Below are 16082 nucleotides of genomic sequence, written 5' to 3'. Positions count from 1 at the left end.
ACAGGGCCATGTCCATCCGCTAGTGCACTACCCGCCCGAGTCCAGCCCTCCGAACTGGTCAGTTCACTTGAGGGCGTGTTCCGTGAACTCGCCCAGGAAGACCGTGGTGGCGACGGCGGCCGAGGCCAGATACCCGGTCTCGGCGAGGCGTGCGGAGACGTCGTCGACGGATGTGAACAACGGGGCCTCCAGCGCCGGCGCGAACGGGTTCCAAGCTACTATCTAAGCGCTTGCTCACCGCTTGTGTCACGCATGAATCCGCACGACGGCACTCACGACGGCACTCCGGAACGGGGCCGGCCACCGAAGTGCCCGACCCCTCAAGCCCGTTCACGTCCGTTCAGACGGGGCCTTCGCCGCTCACCAGGACCACCTCCAGGGTGCGCGGACCGTGCACCCCCTCGACCCGGTCGAGTTCGATGTCGCTGGTCGCGGACGGACCGGAGATCCATGTCAACGGCCGCGCCGGGTCCAGGTGTTCAAAGGCCTGGGGCACGGAGGAGACGACCTGGTCGGGCACGCGGACGACGCAGATGTGGTGGTTGGGGACCAGGGTGATCCGGCGGCGGCCCTGGTCCGGGCCGCCGTCCAGGACGATGGTGCCGGTCTCGGCGATCGCGAGGGCGCAGGCCGTGACGACGCTGTCCACCTCGTCCAGGTCGTACGCGGTGCTCACCGCGCTGTCCTCGACCCGGGCGGTGTCCGCGGCGGACAGCCACTCCGGCGGGAGCCCCGGCGGTACGACCACCGACGCCGAGCCGTGCGCGGCCAGTATCCCGGCGAGCACTCCCGGAAGTTCGCCAGCAGTGCAGCGGTGCACGATCGCCCGGTAGTCCGCCAGGTTCTCGGCCAGGAGTTCGACCGTCTCCTCGACGCTGCGGTTTCCGTGCTCGCGCACATAGTCGCGGTCGACGGCCTGGTCGTACGGTGTGTCGTCGCGGGGCACGTCGGAGAGTGCGCGGCGCACCCGGCCGAGGATCAGATCGCGGCTGTTCACTTGCTGGTGTCCTTTCCGCCGTTCGTGCGCTGCCACCAGTCGCGGAACGGCTCCGCCGGTACGGCGGGCAGATCGCGGGTGCCGCTCCAGGCCCTGCCGGGGCCGGGCAGGGTACGGGGGTGGAAGCGCCGGGTACGGGAGGCGAGGCGCTGGCCGGTACGCAGGGCGCCGGGATGGCTGAACGCCCAGCGGGCGGCACGCATCGCGGCCCGCTCGGCGGCGTGGCCCTTCGCGGGCTTCAGGACGACCTTGTTGCCCTCCCGAGTGGCCGGTCCGCCCTCGACGACGCGTTCCCGCAGGTGCACCAGCACCTCGGGGATGTCGATGGCGACCGGGCAGACCTCGTAGCAGGCCCCGCACAGCGAGGAGGCGTACGGGAGTGAGGCGTCGATCTCGCTGGCGGTGCCCCGGAGTTGGGGGCTGAGGATCGCGCCGATCGGGCCGGGATAGACGGAGCCGTAGGCGTGGCCGCCGGCGCGCTCGTACACCGGGCAGACGTTCAGACAGGCCGAGCAGCGGATACAGCGCAGGGCCTGGCGGCCGACCTCGTCGGCGAGGGTGTCGGTGCGGCCGTTGTCGATCAGGACCAGATGGAAGGTCTGCGGGCCGTCCCCGTCCGTCGTGCCGGTCCAGGTCGACGTGTACGGGTTCATGCGCTCGGCGGTCGAGGAGCGGGGGAGGGTCTGGAGGAAGACCTCCAGGTCCTGCCAGGTCGGCACGATCTTCTCGATGCCGACGACCGAGATGAGCGTCTCGGGCAGGGTCAGGCACATCCGCCCGTTGCCCTCGGACTCGACCACGACCAGGGTGCCGGTCTCGGCGACCATGAAGTTGGCGCCGGAGACGCCCACCTTGGCGCGCAGGAACTTCTCCCGGAGGTGGAGTCGTGCCGCCTCGGCCAGTTCGGCGGGGGTGTCGGTGAGGCCCTCGGGGGCCGGGCGGCCCCACTCGCTCATCTCTCGCGCGAAGATGTCCCGGATCTCACCCCGGTTGCGGTGGATCGCCGGGACGAGGATGTGCGAGGGGCGGTCCTTGCCCAACTGCACGATCAGCTCGGCGAGATCGGTCTCGTAGGCCGCGATGCCCTCGGCCTCCAGGGCCTCGTTCAGCCCGATCTCCTGGGTGGCCATCGACTTGACCTTGACGACCTCGGACTCACCGGTCATCCGCACCAGGTCGATGACGATCCGGTTGGCCTCGTCGGCGTCGACGGCCCAGTGCACGACACCGCCTGCCGCCGTGACCGACTCCTCCAACTGGACGAGATAGCGGTCGAGATGGCGAAGCGTGTGGTCCTTGATCCGCTTGCCCGCCTCGCGCAGCTCGGCCCAGTCGGACACCTCGGCGACGGCTTTCGCCCGTTTGCCGCGGATCGTGTGGGTGGCGTGGCGCAGATTGGCGCGCAGGGTCTTGTTGTTGACCGCCTCGTGGGCCGCCTCCGGGAAGGCCGGCATCCCGACGAACGTACCGCCGCTCATACGCTCGGCTCCTCTTCCGTGCTCGCCAGGATCTCCGCGATGTGCACCGGCCGCATACCGGTGCTCAGCCGGGTCATGGTCCCGCCGATGTGCATGAGACACGAGTTGTCGGCGGCGCACAGCACCTCCGCCCCCGTCGACTCGGCGTTGCGCACCTTGTCGGTGCCCATCGCCGCCGAGACATCGGCGTTCTTCAGCGCGAACGTCCCGCCGAAGCCACAGCACTCGTCGGCCCCGGGCAGCTCGCGCAGCTCAAGACCCTTGACGGCCTGGAGCAGCCTGAGCGGCCGGTCGGCCAGCCCGAGGCTGCGCAGCCCGTGGCACGTCGGGTGGTAGGTGACGGTGTGCGGGTAGTAGGCGCCCACGTCCGTCACCCCCAGCACGTCCACCAGGAACTCCGTCAGCTCGTACGTCTTCGGGACCACGGGCGCCAGCGTGGCCGCGAGCCCGTCCCCGCGCCCCTCGGCCCGCGCCCGCTCACCCATCCGCGGATACAGCTCGCGCACCATCGCGCCGCACGACCCGGATGGCGTCACGATCGCCTCGTACTCCCCGAATACATCGGAGAAATGCCGGGCCAGCGGCTCGGCCTCGTGCCGGTACCCGGTGTTGTAGTGCGCCTGCCCGCAGCAGGTCTGCGCCATCGGGAAGTCGACGTCGACACCCAGCCTGGTCAGCAGTTTCACCACGGCGCGGCCCGTGTCCGGATACAGCGTGTCGTTGACACAGGTAAGGAACAGTGCGACACGCATCGCGGCTCCTAGCGATCGATCATCGGATGAGTGCAGAGTACGCGGAGGTCACGCGCCGGGGAATCCCCGGCTCACCGGACTTCGGTGAGCCGGGCCTCGGCCGCGCGCCAGGCCGCCGGGTCACCTGACGGCTCGTAGCGGGTCAGCGGCTGGGTACGGGCGAGCAGCCGGCGCATGTCCGTACGGTCGCCGACGAGTCCGTGGGCCCTCGCCTGGACGAGGACGTTGCCGAGCGCGGCGGCCTCGGCGGGACCCGCCACCACCGGCAACCCGCAGGCGTCGGCGGTGAGTTGACACAGCAGCGCGTTGCGCGTCCCACCCCCCACGATGTGTACGGCGTCGACGGCATGCCCGGCGAGCCGCTGGGCGTCCGCCACCGCCCGCCGATGGGCGAGGGCGAGGGAGTCGAGGATGCAGCGGGTGATCTCGCCCGGAGTCCCGGGCACCGGCTGCCCGGAAACCCGACAGGCATCGGCGATCCGCTCCGGCATCCGCCCGGGCGCCAGGAACGACGCGTCCCCCGCGTCCACCACGGACCGCAGCCCCGGCGCCTCGGCCGCCGCCCGCAGCAGATCGCCCAGGTCCGGGTTCCCCCAGGCCCGTACACACTCCTGGAGCAGCCACAGCCCCATGATGTTGCGCAGATAGCGGACCGTGCCGTCGAGCCCCAGCTCGTTGGTGAAGTTGGCGGCCCGGCTCTCCTCGGAGAGGACGGGCGCTTCCAGCTCCAGGCCGGCCAGGGACCAGGTGCCGGTGCAGATGTAGGCGAACCGCTCGTCCACTGCCGGAACGGCCGCCACCGCGGAGGCGGTGTCGTGCGACCCGACCGTGGTCACCGGCACCGGCCCGGCGAGCCCGGTCTCCTCCAGCACCTCGGCCCGCAGCACGCCCGCCGGATCACCGGGCTGGCGCAGCGGCGCGAACAGCCCGAGGTCGATGTCCAGTCTCCGCGCGATGTCATGGGCCCAGTCGCGGGTGCGGGGATCGATCAGCTGGGTGGTGGAGGCGTTGGTCAGCTCGGTGCCGGCCTCGCCCGTGAGCCAGTACGTCAACAGGTCCGGGATGAGCAACAACCGCTGGGCGGCGGCCAGTTGACGTGTGTCACGGGCCGCCGTCAGCTGGTAGAGGGTGTTGAAGGGCGCGTACTGCAACCCGGTCGCCGCGTACAGCTCGGCGGCCGGGACACTCGCCCACATCTTCTCCGCGACACCCTCGGTGCGGGCGTCGCGGTAGTGCACCGGGTTGCCCAGCAGGGCGCCGTCGGCATCCAGCAGCCCGTAGTCCACGGCCCAGCTGTCGATGCCGACGGAGTCGAGTTCTCCACCGCAGTCGGTACCCGCCGCCCGGAGCCCGTCGAGCACACCCCCGTACAGCGCGAGAACATCCCAGCGCAGCCCCTCGGGCACCCGCACGGGCCGGTTCACGAACCGGTGCGCCTCGGCCAGCTCCAGCGTGTCGGGCCCGACCCGGCCGACCATGACGCGCCCACTGGAGGCGCCGAGGTCGACCGCGGCGTACGACTTGACGGTCAGGCTCATCGCAGGAAGGCCGCGGCGACGCCGGCGTCGACCGGTACGTGCAGCCCGGTGGTGTGCGTCAGCTCGCCGCCGGTCAGCGCGAACACGGCGTTGGCGACGTGCTCGGGCAGTACCTCGCGCTTGAGGATGGTCCGCTGCGCGTAGAACTCGCCGAGCTTCTCCTCCTCGATCCCGTACGTCGCCGCACGCTGGGCACCCCAGCCGGCCGCGAAGATCCCGGAGCCGCGCACGACACCGTCGGGGTTGATGCCGTTGACCCGGATGCCGTGCTCGCCCAGCTCGGCGGCCAGCAGCCGCACCTGGTGCGCCTGGTCGGCCTTGGTCGCGGAGTAGGCGATGTTGTTCGGCCCGGCGAAGACGGCGTTCTTGGACGCGATGTAGATGATGTCGCCGCCCAGCTCCTGCGCGATCAGCACGCGCGCCGCCTCGCGAGAGACGAGGAACGAACCGCGCGCCATGATGTCGTGCTGCAGATCCCAGTCCCGCGCCGAGGTCTCCAGCAGCGGCTTGGAGATCGAGATCCCCGCGTTGTTGACGACGAGATCCACCCCGCCGAACGCCAGCACGGCGGCCCGGAACGCCTCGGCGATCTGCTCCTCGCTCGTCACATCGACGGTGACGGCGACGGCCTTGTCCGCCCCGCCCAGCTCCTCCGCCACAGCCTGGGCGTTCTCCGCGTTGAGGTCGGCGACGACGACACAGGCGCCCTCGGCGACCAGCCGTTCGGCGATCGCCCTGCCGATCCCGCTACCCGCACCGGTGACGAGAGCGACCCGAGTGGCCAGCGCCTTCGGCTTCGGCATCCGCTGGAGCTTCGCCTCCTCCAGGGCCCAGTACTCGATGCGGAACTTCTCCGACTCCTCGATCGGCGCGTACGTCGAGACCGCCTCGGCCCCGTGCATCACGTTGATCGCGTTGACGTAGAACTCACCGGCCACCCGAGCGGTCTGCTTGTCCTTGCCGAAGCTGAACATGCCCACGCCGGGGATCAGCACGATCGCCGGGTCGGCGCCGCGCATCGCGGGGGAGTCGGGCAGGGCGTTGCGCCCGTAGTAGGCCGCGTACTCCTCGCGGTACTCGGCGTGCAGCTCCTTGAGCCGCGCGATCGCCTGGTCGAGGGGCGCGGAGGCCGGCAGATCGAGGACGAGCGGCCTGACCTTGGTGCGCAGGAAGTGGTCAGGGCAGGAGGTACCAAGGGCCGCCAGCCGCGGGTGCTCGGCGCGTGACACGAAGTCCAGCACGACGTCCGAGTCGGTGAAGTGCCCGACCTGCGGCTTGTCCTGCGAGGCGATGGCCCGCACATACGGGGCGAGCGCGGCGGCACGCTCACGCCGCTCCTCGGGCGCGAGGGCCGCGTACCCGTCGAGAACCGGGCCGAACGGCTCGGCCTTCCCGCGCTCGGCGAGGAACGCCTCGGCCGTACGGATGATGTGCAGCGAGTTCTTCTCGCACTCCTCGGCGGTGTCGCCCCAGGCGGTGATGCCGTGCCCGCCGAGGACGCATCCGATCGCCTGCGGATTGGCGGCCTTCACGGCGGCGATGTCCAGGCCGAGCTGGAACCCGGGGCGCCGCCACGGCACCCACACCACGCTGTCCCCGAAACACTCGGCGGTCAGCTTCTCCCCGTCGGCCGCGCAGGCGAGCGCGATACCGGAGTCGGGGTGGAGGTGATCCACGTGCGCGGCGTCGACGAGCCCGTGCATCGCGGTGTCGATGGACGGTGCCGCCCCACCCTTGCCGTGCAGGCAGTAGTCGAACGCGGCGACCATCTCGTCCTCGCGCTCGACGCCCGGATAGACCCCCTTGAGCGCGTGCAGCCGGTCCAGCCGCAGCACGGCCAGCCCACCCTCGGTCAGGGTCCCCAGGTCACCCCCGGACCCCTTGACCCACATCAGCTCGACATCACCCCCGGTGACGGGATCGATATCGGTCCCCTTCGCGGACGTGTTCCCACCCGCGTAGTTGGTGTTCCGGGCGTCAGCACCAAGCCGACGAGACCGTGCGATGAGGGCGGCGGCTTCGGGATGGATAGCCATGCGAGTCAATCCTTACGTGATGTGTGGCGCCCCTATAGGGGCGCGGGGAACTGCGCGACAAGCCACAACGAGCTGATGGTCCGCGACGAACCGAACCTGGCAGACGAGACCCGGAAGTCACGCCCCCCAACCGGCCTGCTCCCCACCAACCCGCTCCGCGGCGATCTTCGAACCCCACCCGGACCGGGCATACGCGGCGATCGGATCCCCGTCCAACCCCAGCTCCTCCCGAACCTCCACGAGCAACGGCCGCACATCCGTGTTGTACGCGTCCATCAACACCGCGTTGGCGGCCAGCACATCCCCGGCCCGCTGAGCAGCACCCAACGCCGACGCGTCAACAAGGAGTGCCTTCGCCGTCGCCTCCTGAACGTTCATCACCGACCGGATGATCGCCGGAATCTTCGCCTCGATGTTGTGGCACTGGTCCAGCATGAACGCGACCTCGGGCACGAACCCGCCGCCCCGGATCACCTCGTACATGATCCGGAACAGCTGGAACGGGTCCGCCGAGCCGACCATCAGGTCGTCGTCCGCGTAGAACCGCGAGTTGAAGTCGAACGCGCCGAGCTTCCCCTCGCGCAGCAGCGTCGCGACGATGAACTCGATGTTGGTCCCGGGCGCGTGGTGCCCGGTGTCGACCACGACCTGTGCCTTCGGGCCGAGCTTGAGGCAGTGCGCGTACGCCGTGCCCCAGTCCGGGACGTCGGTCGCGTAGAAGGCCGGCTCGAAGAACTTGTACTCGAGGAGCATGCGCTGGTCGTCGCCGAGCCGCTCGTACACCGCGGCCAGGGCCTCGGAGAGCCGGTCCTGCCGCTCACGGATGTCGTCCTGACCGGGATAGTTCGTCCCGTCGGCGAACCACAGCTTGAGGTCCTTCGACCCCGTCGCGTCCATGATGTCGACGCACTCCAACAAGTGACCGAGCGCCTTGCGGCGCACCACCGCGTCCGGGTGGCAGATGCTGCCGAGCTTGTAGTCGTCGTCCTGGAAGGTGTTCGAGTTGATCGCGCCCAGCTTCAGGCCGCGCTCCCCGGCGTACTTGGCAAGAGCCGCATAGTCCTCGACCTTGTCCCACGGAATGTGCAGGGCGACGGTCGGGGCCACACCGGTGAGGGCGTGCACCTGGGCCGCGTCGTCCAGCTTCTCGAAGGGGTTCCGGGGGACGCCGGGCTGGGCGAACACCTTGAAACGGGTCCCCGAGTTCCCGTACGCCCACGACGGCGTTTCGATGGCCTGGGTCTTGAGAGCGGCCTTCACCGCGCTGAGGTCGGTCACTTCAGGACTCCTGTGGCATCGGTCGGAACGACTGCTGGGAATCAGCACGCGGAACGACGGTCTGATGAAACGATTCAGAACGGGAAGCTATGAGCAGCCCGAAGGGGTGTCAAGTCCTCTGACCGTTTCGGCCTACCGTGACTTGCCTGTGACCTTCGACTATCGAAAGAATTTCGACACATACCCATTGACGTGACATGTCTCCCGTGTCTAACGTCCCGGCAACCCAGTTGAAACCTTTCACGACGTCGTGAGGCCAGTCCCACCGGCGTCGTCGAGGAGCCCTCATGACCCACCCGTCCGACCCGGGGCCGGCCCCTGTGCTGGCACTCAAGGACATCTCGAAGTCCTTCGGTGCGGTGCGTGCCCTGCGGGACGTCTCCATGCAGCTGTTTCCCGGCGAAGTGCACGCACTCGCCGGTGAGAACGGCGCCGGTAAGTCCACCCTCATCAAGACGCTCGCCGGCGTGCACCGACCGGATGCCGGCCAGGTGCTGCTCGACGGCGCGCCCGTCGTCTTCCACGGCCCCGGCGACGCCCGCGACGCCGGTATCGCCGTCATCTACCAGGAGCCCACGCTCTTCCCGGACCTGTCGATCGCCGAAAACATCTTCATGGGTCGCCAGCCCCGGCGCGCCCTCGGCCGGATCGACCACAAGGCCACCCACGCGGCGACCGCCGCGCTGATGAGGCGCCTGGGCGTCGAACTCGACCCCGACCGCCCCGCACGCGGCCTGTCCATCGCGGACCAGCAGATCGTCGAGATCGCCAAGGCGCTCTCCTTCGACGCCCGCGTCCTGATCATGGACGAGCCGACCGCGGCCCTCACCGGCAGCGAGGTGGCCCGCCTCTTCGGCGTCGTCCGCACCCTGCGCGAACAGGGCGCCGCCGTGCTGTTCATCTCGCACCGGCTGGAGGAGATCTTCCAGATCTGCCAGCAGGTGACGACCCTCCGCGACGGTGCCTGGATCGCCAGTGAGCCGATCGACGGCATGACCGAGGACGATCTCGTACGCCGGATGGTCGGCCGCGACCTCGACGAGCTCTACCCGAAGCAGGACGTGGAGGCCGGCGAGGTCGCGCTCAGCGTGCGCCGGCTGACCCGCGAGGGTGTCTTCACCGACGTCTCCTTCGAGGTCCGGCACGGCGAGATCGTGGGCCTCGCCGGACTCGTCGGCGCCGGCCGCACCGAGGTGGCCCGAGCCGTCTTCGGCATCGACCGCTGGGACGCCGGCGAGGTCGAGGTGGACGGCACGCTCCTGACGAACGGAGCGCCCTCCACGGCCATGGCCGCCGGGCTCGCCCTCGTCCCCGAGGACCGCCGCGCCCAGGGCCTGGTGATGGACATGTCCATCGAGCGGAACATCGGCCTCACGGGTCTTCGCACGACCGTCAAGGCCGGGCTGATGGACCGGGGCGCCGAGCGCAGCCGCTCCCTCGACTGGGCCGTGAAGCTCCAGGTGAAGTACGCCCGCATCGCCGACACCGTCAACACGCTGTCCGGCGGCAACCAGCAGAAGGTCGTCCTGGCCAAGTGGCTCGCCACCGGGCCCAGGGTGCTGATCGTCGACGAGCCCACCCGTGGCATCGACGTCGGTACCAAGGCCGAGGTGCACCGCCTGCTCAGCGAGCTGGCCGCCGACGGTGTGGCCGTGCTGATGATCTCCTCCGACCTGCCCGAGATCCTCGGAATGGCCGACCGCGTGCTCGTGATGCACGAGGGCCGCCTCGCCGCCGAGATCCCGCGCTCCGAAGCAACCGAGGAAACGGTGATGGCCGCAGCCACCGGGAGGGCCGCCGCATGACGGTGACCGCCCCCAACCCCGCCCCCGCCGCCGAGGTGCCCAAGTCCAGCGGCACCCGGCTGGTGGACCGCGTGTTCAAGATGCGCGAACTCGCCATCCTGGTCGTCTTCCTGGTGATGATCGCCGTCACCCAGGCCGGCAACAGCGAGTTCCTGTCCGAGCAGGGCATCAAGGACCTGCTGCTGAACGCGACGATCCTGGTCCTGGTCGCCACCGGCCAGTCGCTGGTGGTCATCACCCGCAACGTCGACCTGTCGGTCGGCTCCACGCTCGGCATCAGCGCCTTCGCCGCCGGCCTCTACCTCCAGGACGGCGGAAACCCCGTCGTGGCCATCGCCCTGGCCGTCCTCCTCGGCATCGGCTTCGGACTCCTCAACGGACTGCTCGTCAGCTTCGGCCAGGTACCCGCTCTCGTCGTCACCCTCGGCACGCTCTACATCATCCGCGGCATCGACTCCATCTGGGTCGGCTCACGGCAGATCACGGCGGCCGACCTCCCGGACGGATTCGTCGACTTCGGGTCGGGTGGCATCACGGCGGTTCCCTATCTCGCGCTGATCGCACTCGCCGTCCTCATCGCCACCGCCTACTACCTCCGGCAGTACGGCAGCGGCCGTGAGCTGTACGCGCTCGGCTCCAACCCCGAGGCCGCCCGGCTCGCCGGTATCCCCGTACGCAAGCGGATCCTCACCGCGTACACCTTCTGCGGCGGACTCGCAGGACTCGCCGGCGCGCTCTACCTCGCGCGGTTCGGCAACGTCGACTCCAGCACCGGCAACGGGTACGAACTCACCGTCGTCAGCGCGGTCGTGGTCGGCGGTGTGGTCTTCACCGGCGGCTCCGGCAGCGTCTACGGGGCCGCGCTCGGCGCCCTGCTGCTGACCTCCATCAACAGCGTGTTGCCCGCGCTCGGCGTCAGCTCCGTGTGGGTCATGGCCATCAACGGCATCCTGCTCATCCTCGCCATCGCGGTCGACCGGATCGTCGCCCTGCGCGTGGCGTCCGCCCTGAAGAAGAGGAACGCCCGCCATGGCTGACTCGTCGCTCGCGCGCGCCATGCGCGGGGCCTCCCTGAAAAGGTGGGACTCCGCCGTCGGTGTCCTCCTCGTCGTCGTCCTGCTGCTGTCCTTCGGGTTCGTGGACGGGTTCGGCAACGGGCTCAACCTGTCCTTCCTGATCGGCAACACCCTCCCGATCGCGCTCATCGCGCTCCCCATGACCCTCCTCGTCGTCTCCGGCGAGATCGATCTGTCCGTCGCCTCCACCGCCGGACTCTCCGGCGCCGTGATGGGTGCCCTGTGGAACCAGGGCCTGACGATCGAGGTGATCATCCCGATCTGTCTGCTCCTCGGAGTCGTCTGCGGGCTGGTCAACGGGCTGCTCGTCACCCGCCTCGGGCTGCCCTCGCTCGCCGTCACCATCGGCACCATGGCCGCCTACCGGGGTATCGCGCAGATCGTGCTCGGCTCCGACGCGGTGACCGACTTCCCCACCCAGTACCTGGACTTCGCCGCCGGACGCATCGGGGACACCTTCATCCCGTACGCCCTGCTGCCCTTCCTCGTGCTGCTCGCGATCGCCGTGGTCGTGCTGCACGCCACCCCGTTCGGCCGCTCGCTGTTCGCGATCGGTGCGAACGAGGAGGCGGCCCGCTTCGCCGGCCTCCGGGTCAAGCGGCAGAAGCTGATCCTGTTCGCGGTGACCGGTCTCACCGCCTCACTCACCGGGATCTTCTGGGCGCTGCACTACGCCAGCGCTCGCTATGACAACGCGACCGGGCTCGAACTCTCCGTCATCGCCGCCGTGTTGCTGGGTGGCATCGACTTCGACGGGGGCAAGGGGACGCTCGGTGGCGCCATCGCCGGGGTGTTCTTGCTAGGCGCGCTACAGAACGTGATGAGCCTGCAGGATGTTTCGGCCCAGTCGCAGATCGTCGTCACCGGGATTCTGCTGGTTCTGTCCGTGCTTGGACCTCGGGTCGCTCGGCAGGTCTCACTGGCCAGGGCGTCTCAAAGGCTCACGTAAGTAAGGCCGTTCGTTTGCTGCGGGCCGGCTGTGGCTGGTCGCGCAGTTCCTCGCGCCCCTGAAAACGGGGCGCTCCTCCTCACCCTCTGTTTGTAAGGAACCCTCATGCGCAAGTCATCCGTCCGCCGGGCCTCCGCGGCTCTCGCCGCTGCCACCTCGCTCGCTCTGGCGCTCACCGCCTGTGGCGGCACCACCAAGAACGACGTCAAGGACGAGGGTGCCTCGGCCGCCGTGACCGGCAAGGCCGACCCGAACGCAGCCACCAAGAAGGGCCTGACCGTCGGCTTCCTGCCGAAGCAGGTCAACAACCCGTACTTCACCTCCGCCGACAAGGGCGGCGAGACCGCGCTGAAGGCGCTGGGCTCCAGCTACAAGGAGGTCGGCCCCAGCAGCGCCACCGACACCTCCGGGCAGGTGTCGTACGTCAACACGCTCACCCAGCAGCAGGTCGACGCGATCGCCGTGTCCGCGCAGGACCCGGGCGCGCTGTGCACCGCGCTCAAGCAGGCGATGAAGAACGACATCAAGGTCGTCACCTACGACTCGGACACCAAGACGGACTGCCGCAACGCCGCCGTCTCGCAGGCCAGCGCCGAGGACCTGGGCCGCACCGAGGTGCAGCTGCTCGCCGAGCAGATCGGCTACAAGGGCGAGATCGCGATCCTGTCCGCCGCCCAGACCGCGACGAACCAGAACATCTGGATCGACTTCATGAAGAAGGAGCTCGCGGACCCGAAGTACAAGGACATCAAGCTCGTCAAGGTCGCGTACGGCAACGACGACGCCCAGCAGTCCTTCCAGCAGACCCAGGGCCTCCTCCAGGAGTACCCGAACCTGAAGGGGATCATCTCCCCGACCACCGTCGGCATCAAGGCCGCCGCCCAGTACCTGTCCGGCTCGAAGTACAAGGGCAAGGTCAAGCTGACCGGCCTCGGCACCCCCAACGACATGCGCAAGTACGTCAAGAACGGCACCGTCGAGGGCTTCGAGCTGTGGGACCCGGCGAAGCTCGGCGAGCTGGCCGCCCACACCGCCGTCGCGCTGGTCTCGGGTCAGATCACCGGCAAGGAGGGCGAGACCTTCAAGGCCGGCGACATGGGTGAGTACACCATCGGCAAGGACGGCGTGATCAGCCTCGGCAAGCCGACCGTGTTCACCAAGGACAACATCGACCAGTTCAACTTCTGACAGTTCAACTTCTGATTGGCCAGGGGCTGTTGATGCAACGCGTGTGCTTTCTGCTGAAGGTCAGGGCGGACCGCCTCGACGAGTACCGCGAGCGGCACGCCGCCGTGTGGCCCGAGATGCTCGACGCGCTCTCGGCCACCGGCTGGCACAACTACTCGCTCTTCCTGCGCGAAGACGGCCTGCTGGTCGGCTACTTGGAGACCGAGGACTTCGCCGCCGCCCAGGCCGGCATGGAAGCCGCAGAGGTCAACGCCCGTTGGCAGACGGAGATGGCGCCGTTCTTCGAGTCGCTGGACGGCGCCCGCCCCGACGAGGCCATGAAGCCCCTCACCGAGGTGTTCCACCTCGCCTGATCACCCCGCAATTCCTCCCCCCATTCCCGTAATTCCGCTCATTTCGCAAGACAACGGAGTCCCCGAGATGAATAGACGTACGTTGCTGGGCGCCGCCCTCGCCGGTGCCGTGGTGACCCCCGCCTTCGCCGTCGGCAGCGCCCGCGCCGCCGACCCCGGCCCCTCGGTCACCCAGACCGGCAACACCACGCTCGACTCACAGGCCGTCTTCTTCGTCTCCTACGACGGGCTGGTCAACAACAACTCGTTCCAGAAGAACGGTCTGTTGACGTACAAGGGCTACCAGTACGCGGTCTGGTACACCGCCGACAAGAACGCCGTCGTCGGCCGACGTGTCCTCGGCGGCACCACCTGGTCGACGGTCCAGGTCGGGCACACCCTCAAGTCCAACGACTCGCACAACGTCATCTCCATGGGCGTCTCCAGGACCGACGGCCGACTCCACCTCAACATGGACTCGCACAGCGACGGCTTCACCTACGTCAAGTCGGTGGCCGGGCTCCTGGACAACCCGTCCGGGCTCAGCTGGATCGCGTCCCGCTTCGGCACAGCCCAGTCGACGCTCGACGGACTCGCGCTCACCACCCAGTTCACGTACCCGCAGTTCGTCTCCACGCCCGAGGGCAGGCTCCAGCTCAGCTACCGCGTCGGCATCTCCGGCAACGGCCGCAACGCCCTTGCCGAGTACGACGGTTCGACCTGGACGGCGCTCGGCGAGTGGTCCAGCTCCACCGGCACGTACACCAGCGAGCACGGCTCGTCGACGGTCCGCAACATGTACCTGCACGGCATCGACTACGACAAGAACGGCCGGCTGCACTCGTTCTTCACCTGGCGCGAGCAGAACGGCGCCGTCATGTGCAACAGCGGCGGCATCACCAACCACGACACCGGTTACGTCTACTCCGACGACCGGGGCCGCACCTGGCGCAACAACGCGGGCACGCTCGTCGGTACCACCGGCGGCTCCGACAAGGTCGCCGTCACCGACAGCGGCCTGGTGGTCGACGCGCTGAACCCGGACCACTCCCTGATGAACCAGGAGAGCCAGTTCACCGACTCGTCCGGGCTGCCGCACGCGATCATCAGCTACGTCCCGGGCCGCTTCGGCCAGTGCACCACCAACTACGTCACCAACCGCACCGCCAACGGCCGCGCCTTCCACCTGCGCAAGAACTCCGCCGGCACCTGGCAGAAGACCGAGATCCCGGTCCCGCTGAACTCCAGCCAGCGCACCAAGCTGGTCCTCGACAAGTACGACAACGCCTACGCGATCTTCCCGTTCGGGCGAATAGCCGGCGCCTCGAAGTCCTCCGGGTACACCGACTGGACGGTGCTGTTCGACGGCAGCGGTCTGAACGCCTTCGGCGAGGTCGTGGTCGACGAGACGCGGGTCGCCCAGGACAACGTCCTGTCCGTTCTCTACCAGGAGAAGTCGAGCGGTACGACCCCCTCGGCACTCCATGTCGTCGACTTCCGGCTTCCCGCATGACCGGAACGATCAGCGGATTAGTCAAGGGCGGGCAGGCCGCTAATGTAAAGGCCTGCCCGCCACCGTTCATTTCCCTGGAGGTCCCCGCCCGATGGCCCAGCCGGTGGGAATCAAGGACGTGGCACGCGCCGCCGGAGTCTCCGTAGGCACGGTCTCGAACGTCATCAACCGCCCGGACTCGGTCGCCACCGAGACCCGTGCCCGTGTGCTGTCCGCGATCGACCGTCTCGGCTACGTCCGCAGCGAGTCGGCCCGTCAGCTGCGCGCCGGGCGCAGCCGGATCATGGGGCTGCTCGTCCTCGACATGGGCAACCCCTTCTTCGTGGACGTGGCGCGCGGTGCCGAGCGGGCCGCCCGTGACGCCGGGCTCGGTGTGATGGTCTGCAACAGCGCGCAGAGCGCCGGGGAGGAGGCCGACTACCTGTCGCTCTTCGCCGAGCAGCGGGTGCGTGGCGTGCTGCTGACCCCGGCCGACGCGACGGGCCGCAACATCGAGTCGTTCCGCCGTCACGGCATCCCCTTCGTGCTCGTCGACCGGGTCGCCGAGGGCACCACCGAGTGCTCGGTGTCCGTGGACGACGTCGCGGGCGGCGCACTGGCCGTGCGCCATCTCGTCGACGCCGGACACCGCTCCATCGCGTACGTCAGCGGACCGCCCAGTTTCAACCAGGTGCGCGACCGCCGTACGGGTGCCATGAACGCGCTCGCCGAGGCCGGCCTCAGCCCCTCGGCCCTGCGTGAGCTGCCCACCGAGCGCCTCGACGTAGCCGCGGGCCGGGACGCCGGCGCCCGCCTCCTGGGCCTCGCCGACCGCCCGACCGCCGCCTTCTGCGCCAACGACCTGCTCGCCCTCGGCGTCCTGCAGGCCATGTACGCGGCCGGTGTCGGTGTCCCCGACGACCTCGCGATCGTCGGCTACGACGACATCGAGTTCGCCGCCGCCGCTGCCGTCCCGCTGACCTCCGTACGCCAGCCCGCCGTGACCATGGGCGCCCTGGCCGCGGAACTCCTCCTGGAGGAGACCGAGACGGAGGCGGAGTCCGGCGGGAGGCGGCACTCCCACCGCAGGGTCGTGCTCCAGCCGGAGCTGGTGGTCCGCCGCTCCAGCCTTTCGGCGCGCTGAGCCTGGACTGACCCGGG

General features: G+C 69.2%; 13 protein-coding genes and 1 pseudogene. 7 read left to right on the top strand and 7 right to left on the bottom strand.

Going from position 1 to position 16082, the window contains the following annotated elements:
• Window positions 1-93: 93 nt before the first annotated feature.
• The 7 genes and pseudogenes from G3I56_RS28150 to rhaI form a co-directional block, all read right to left on the bottom strand.
• Window positions 94-180, bottom strand: a pseudogene (locus G3I56_RS28150) (MoxR family ATPase); the annotation flags it as partial.
• Window positions 181-340: 160 nt separating this feature from the next.
• On the bottom strand, window positions 341-997 hold the full coding sequence (locus G3I56_RS28145) for a lactate utilization protein C (protein ID WP_164413713.1): 657 nt from the start codon (window positions 995-997) through the stop codon (window positions 341-343).
• Complete coding sequence (locus G3I56_RS28140) at window positions 994-2475, bottom strand: LutB/LldF family L-lactate oxidation iron-sulfur protein (RefSeq protein ID WP_164413711.1); 1482 nt, start codon at window positions 2473-2475, stop codon at window positions 994-996. Before G3I56_RS28140 ends, G3I56_RS28145 begins: the two co-directional genes overlap by 4 nt.
• Window positions 2472-3227, bottom strand: a complete 756-nt coding sequence (locus G3I56_RS28135; protein WP_164413709.1) for a (Fe-S)-binding protein — start codon at window positions 3225-3227, stop codon at window positions 2472-2474. The genes G3I56_RS28140 and G3I56_RS28135 overlap by 4 nt, the downstream gene beginning before the upstream one ends.
• A 71-nt stretch (window positions 3228-3298) precedes the next feature.
• Window positions 3299-4765, bottom strand: a complete 1467-nt coding sequence (locus G3I56_RS28130) for a rhamnulokinase family protein (RefSeq protein WP_164413707.1) — start codon at window positions 4763-4765, stop codon at window positions 3299-3301.
• A complete protein-coding gene (locus G3I56_RS28125) occupies window positions 4762-6801 on the bottom strand; it encodes a bifunctional aldolase/short-chain dehydrogenase (protein WP_164413705.1) in 2040 nt (679 codons plus the stop codon). Before G3I56_RS28125 ends, G3I56_RS28130 begins: the two co-directional genes overlap by 4 nt.
• Before the next feature lie 117 nt (window positions 6802-6918).
• Complete coding sequence (rhaI, locus tag G3I56_RS28120; protein WP_164413703.1) at window positions 6919-8079, bottom strand: L-rhamnose isomerase; 1161 nt, start codon at window positions 8077-8079, stop codon at window positions 6919-6921.
• A 287-nt stretch (window positions 8080-8366) separates the two neighbouring features.
• Here rhaI and G3I56_RS28115 point away from each other — a divergent pair, with 287 nt between their 5' ends.
• From G3I56_RS28115 to G3I56_RS28085, 7 genes are all read left to right on the top strand, one after another.
• On the top strand, window positions 8367-9884 hold the full coding sequence (locus G3I56_RS28115; RefSeq protein WP_164413701.1) for a sugar ABC transporter ATP-binding protein: 1518 nt from the start codon (window positions 8367-8369) through the stop codon (window positions 9882-9884).
• On the top strand, window positions 9881-10921 hold the full coding sequence (locus G3I56_RS28110; RefSeq protein WP_164413699.1) for an ABC transporter permease: 1041 nt from the start codon (window positions 9881-9883) through the stop codon (window positions 10919-10921). The genes G3I56_RS28115 and G3I56_RS28110 overlap by 4 nt, the downstream gene beginning before the upstream one ends.
• Window positions 10914-11909, top strand: coding sequence for an ABC transporter permease (locus G3I56_RS28105; protein WP_164413697.1), 996 nt, complete (start codon window positions 10914-10916; stop codon window positions 11907-11909). Before G3I56_RS28110 ends, G3I56_RS28105 begins: the two co-directional genes overlap by 8 nt.
• Window positions 11910-12014: 105 nt before the next feature.
• On the top strand, window positions 12015-13097 hold the full coding sequence (gene rhaS, locus G3I56_RS28100) for a rhamnose ABC transporter substrate-binding protein (RefSeq protein ID WP_164413695.1): 1083 nt from the start codon (window positions 12015-12017) through the stop codon (window positions 13095-13097).
• 32 nt (window positions 13098-13129) lie between these two features.
• Window positions 13130-13450, top strand: a complete 321-nt coding sequence (locus G3I56_RS28095; protein WP_164413693.1) for an L-rhamnose mutarotase — start codon at window positions 13130-13132, stop codon at window positions 13448-13450.
• Window positions 13451-13517: 67 nt separating this feature from the next.
• Window positions 13518-14942, top strand: a complete 1425-nt coding sequence (locus G3I56_RS28090; protein WP_164413691.1) for a BNR repeat-containing protein — start codon at window positions 13518-13520, stop codon at window positions 14940-14942.
• Window positions 14943-15033: 91 nt separating this feature from the next.
• Entirely contained in the window at window positions 15034-16065 is a 1032-nt protein-coding gene (locus G3I56_RS28085; protein ID WP_164413689.1) for a LacI family DNA-binding transcriptional regulator, read from the top strand.
• Window positions 16066-16082 lie beyond the last annotated feature (17 nt).

Origin of the sequence: Streptomyces sp. SID12488, from assembly GCF_010548275.1 — a bacterium.
Lineage (GTDB): Bacteria > Actinomycetota > Actinomycetes > Streptomycetales > Streptomycetaceae > Streptomyces.
The sequence above is the reverse complement of the archived record's forward strand: the minus strand, read 5'-3'. Positions and strand labels throughout refer to the sequence as shown.

Excerpts from the sequence above, each read along its gene's own strand:
- G3I56_RS28140 (WP_164413711.1), bottom strand. The coding sequence starts at position 2,475 with ATGAGCGGCGGTACGTTCGTCGGGATGCCGGCCTTCCCGGAGGCGGCC.
- G3I56_RS28135 (WP_164413709.1), bottom strand. The coding sequence starts at position 3,227 with ATGCGTGTCGCACTGTTCCTTACCTGTGTCAACGACACGCTGTATCCG.
- G3I56_RS28130 (WP_164413707.1), bottom strand. The coding sequence starts at position 4,765 with ATGAGCCTGACCGTCAAGTCGTACGCCGCGGTCGACCTCGGCGCCTCC.
- G3I56_RS28125 (WP_164413705.1), bottom strand. The coding sequence starts at position 6,801 with ATGGCTATCCATCCCGAAGCCGCCGCCCTCATCGCACGGTCTCGTCGG.
- G3I56_RS28115 (WP_164413701.1), top strand. The coding sequence starts at position 8,367 with ATGACCCACCCGTCCGACCCGGGGCCGGCCCCTGTGCTGGCACTCAAG.
- G3I56_RS28110 (WP_164413699.1), top strand. The coding sequence starts at position 9,881 with ATGACGGTGACCGCCCCCAACCCCGCCCCCGCCGCCGAGGTGCCCAAG.
- G3I56_RS28105 (WP_164413697.1), top strand. The coding sequence starts at position 10,914 with ATGGCTGACTCGTCGCTCGCGCGCGCCATGCGCGGGGCCTCCCTGAAA.
- rhaS (WP_164413695.1), top strand. The coding sequence starts at position 12,015 with ATGCGCAAGTCATCCGTCCGCCGGGCCTCCGCGGCTCTCGCCGCTGCC.
- G3I56_RS28095 (WP_164413693.1), top strand. The coding sequence starts at position 13,130 with ATGCAACGCGTGTGCTTTCTGCTGAAGGTCAGGGCGGACCGCCTCGAC.
- G3I56_RS28090 (WP_164413691.1), top strand. The coding sequence starts at position 13,518 with ATGAATAGACGTACGTTGCTGGGCGCCGCCCTCGCCGGTGCCGTGGTG.
- G3I56_RS28085 (WP_164413689.1), top strand. The coding sequence starts at position 15,034 with ATGGCCCAGCCGGTGGGAATCAAGGACGTGGCACGCGCCGCCGGAGTC.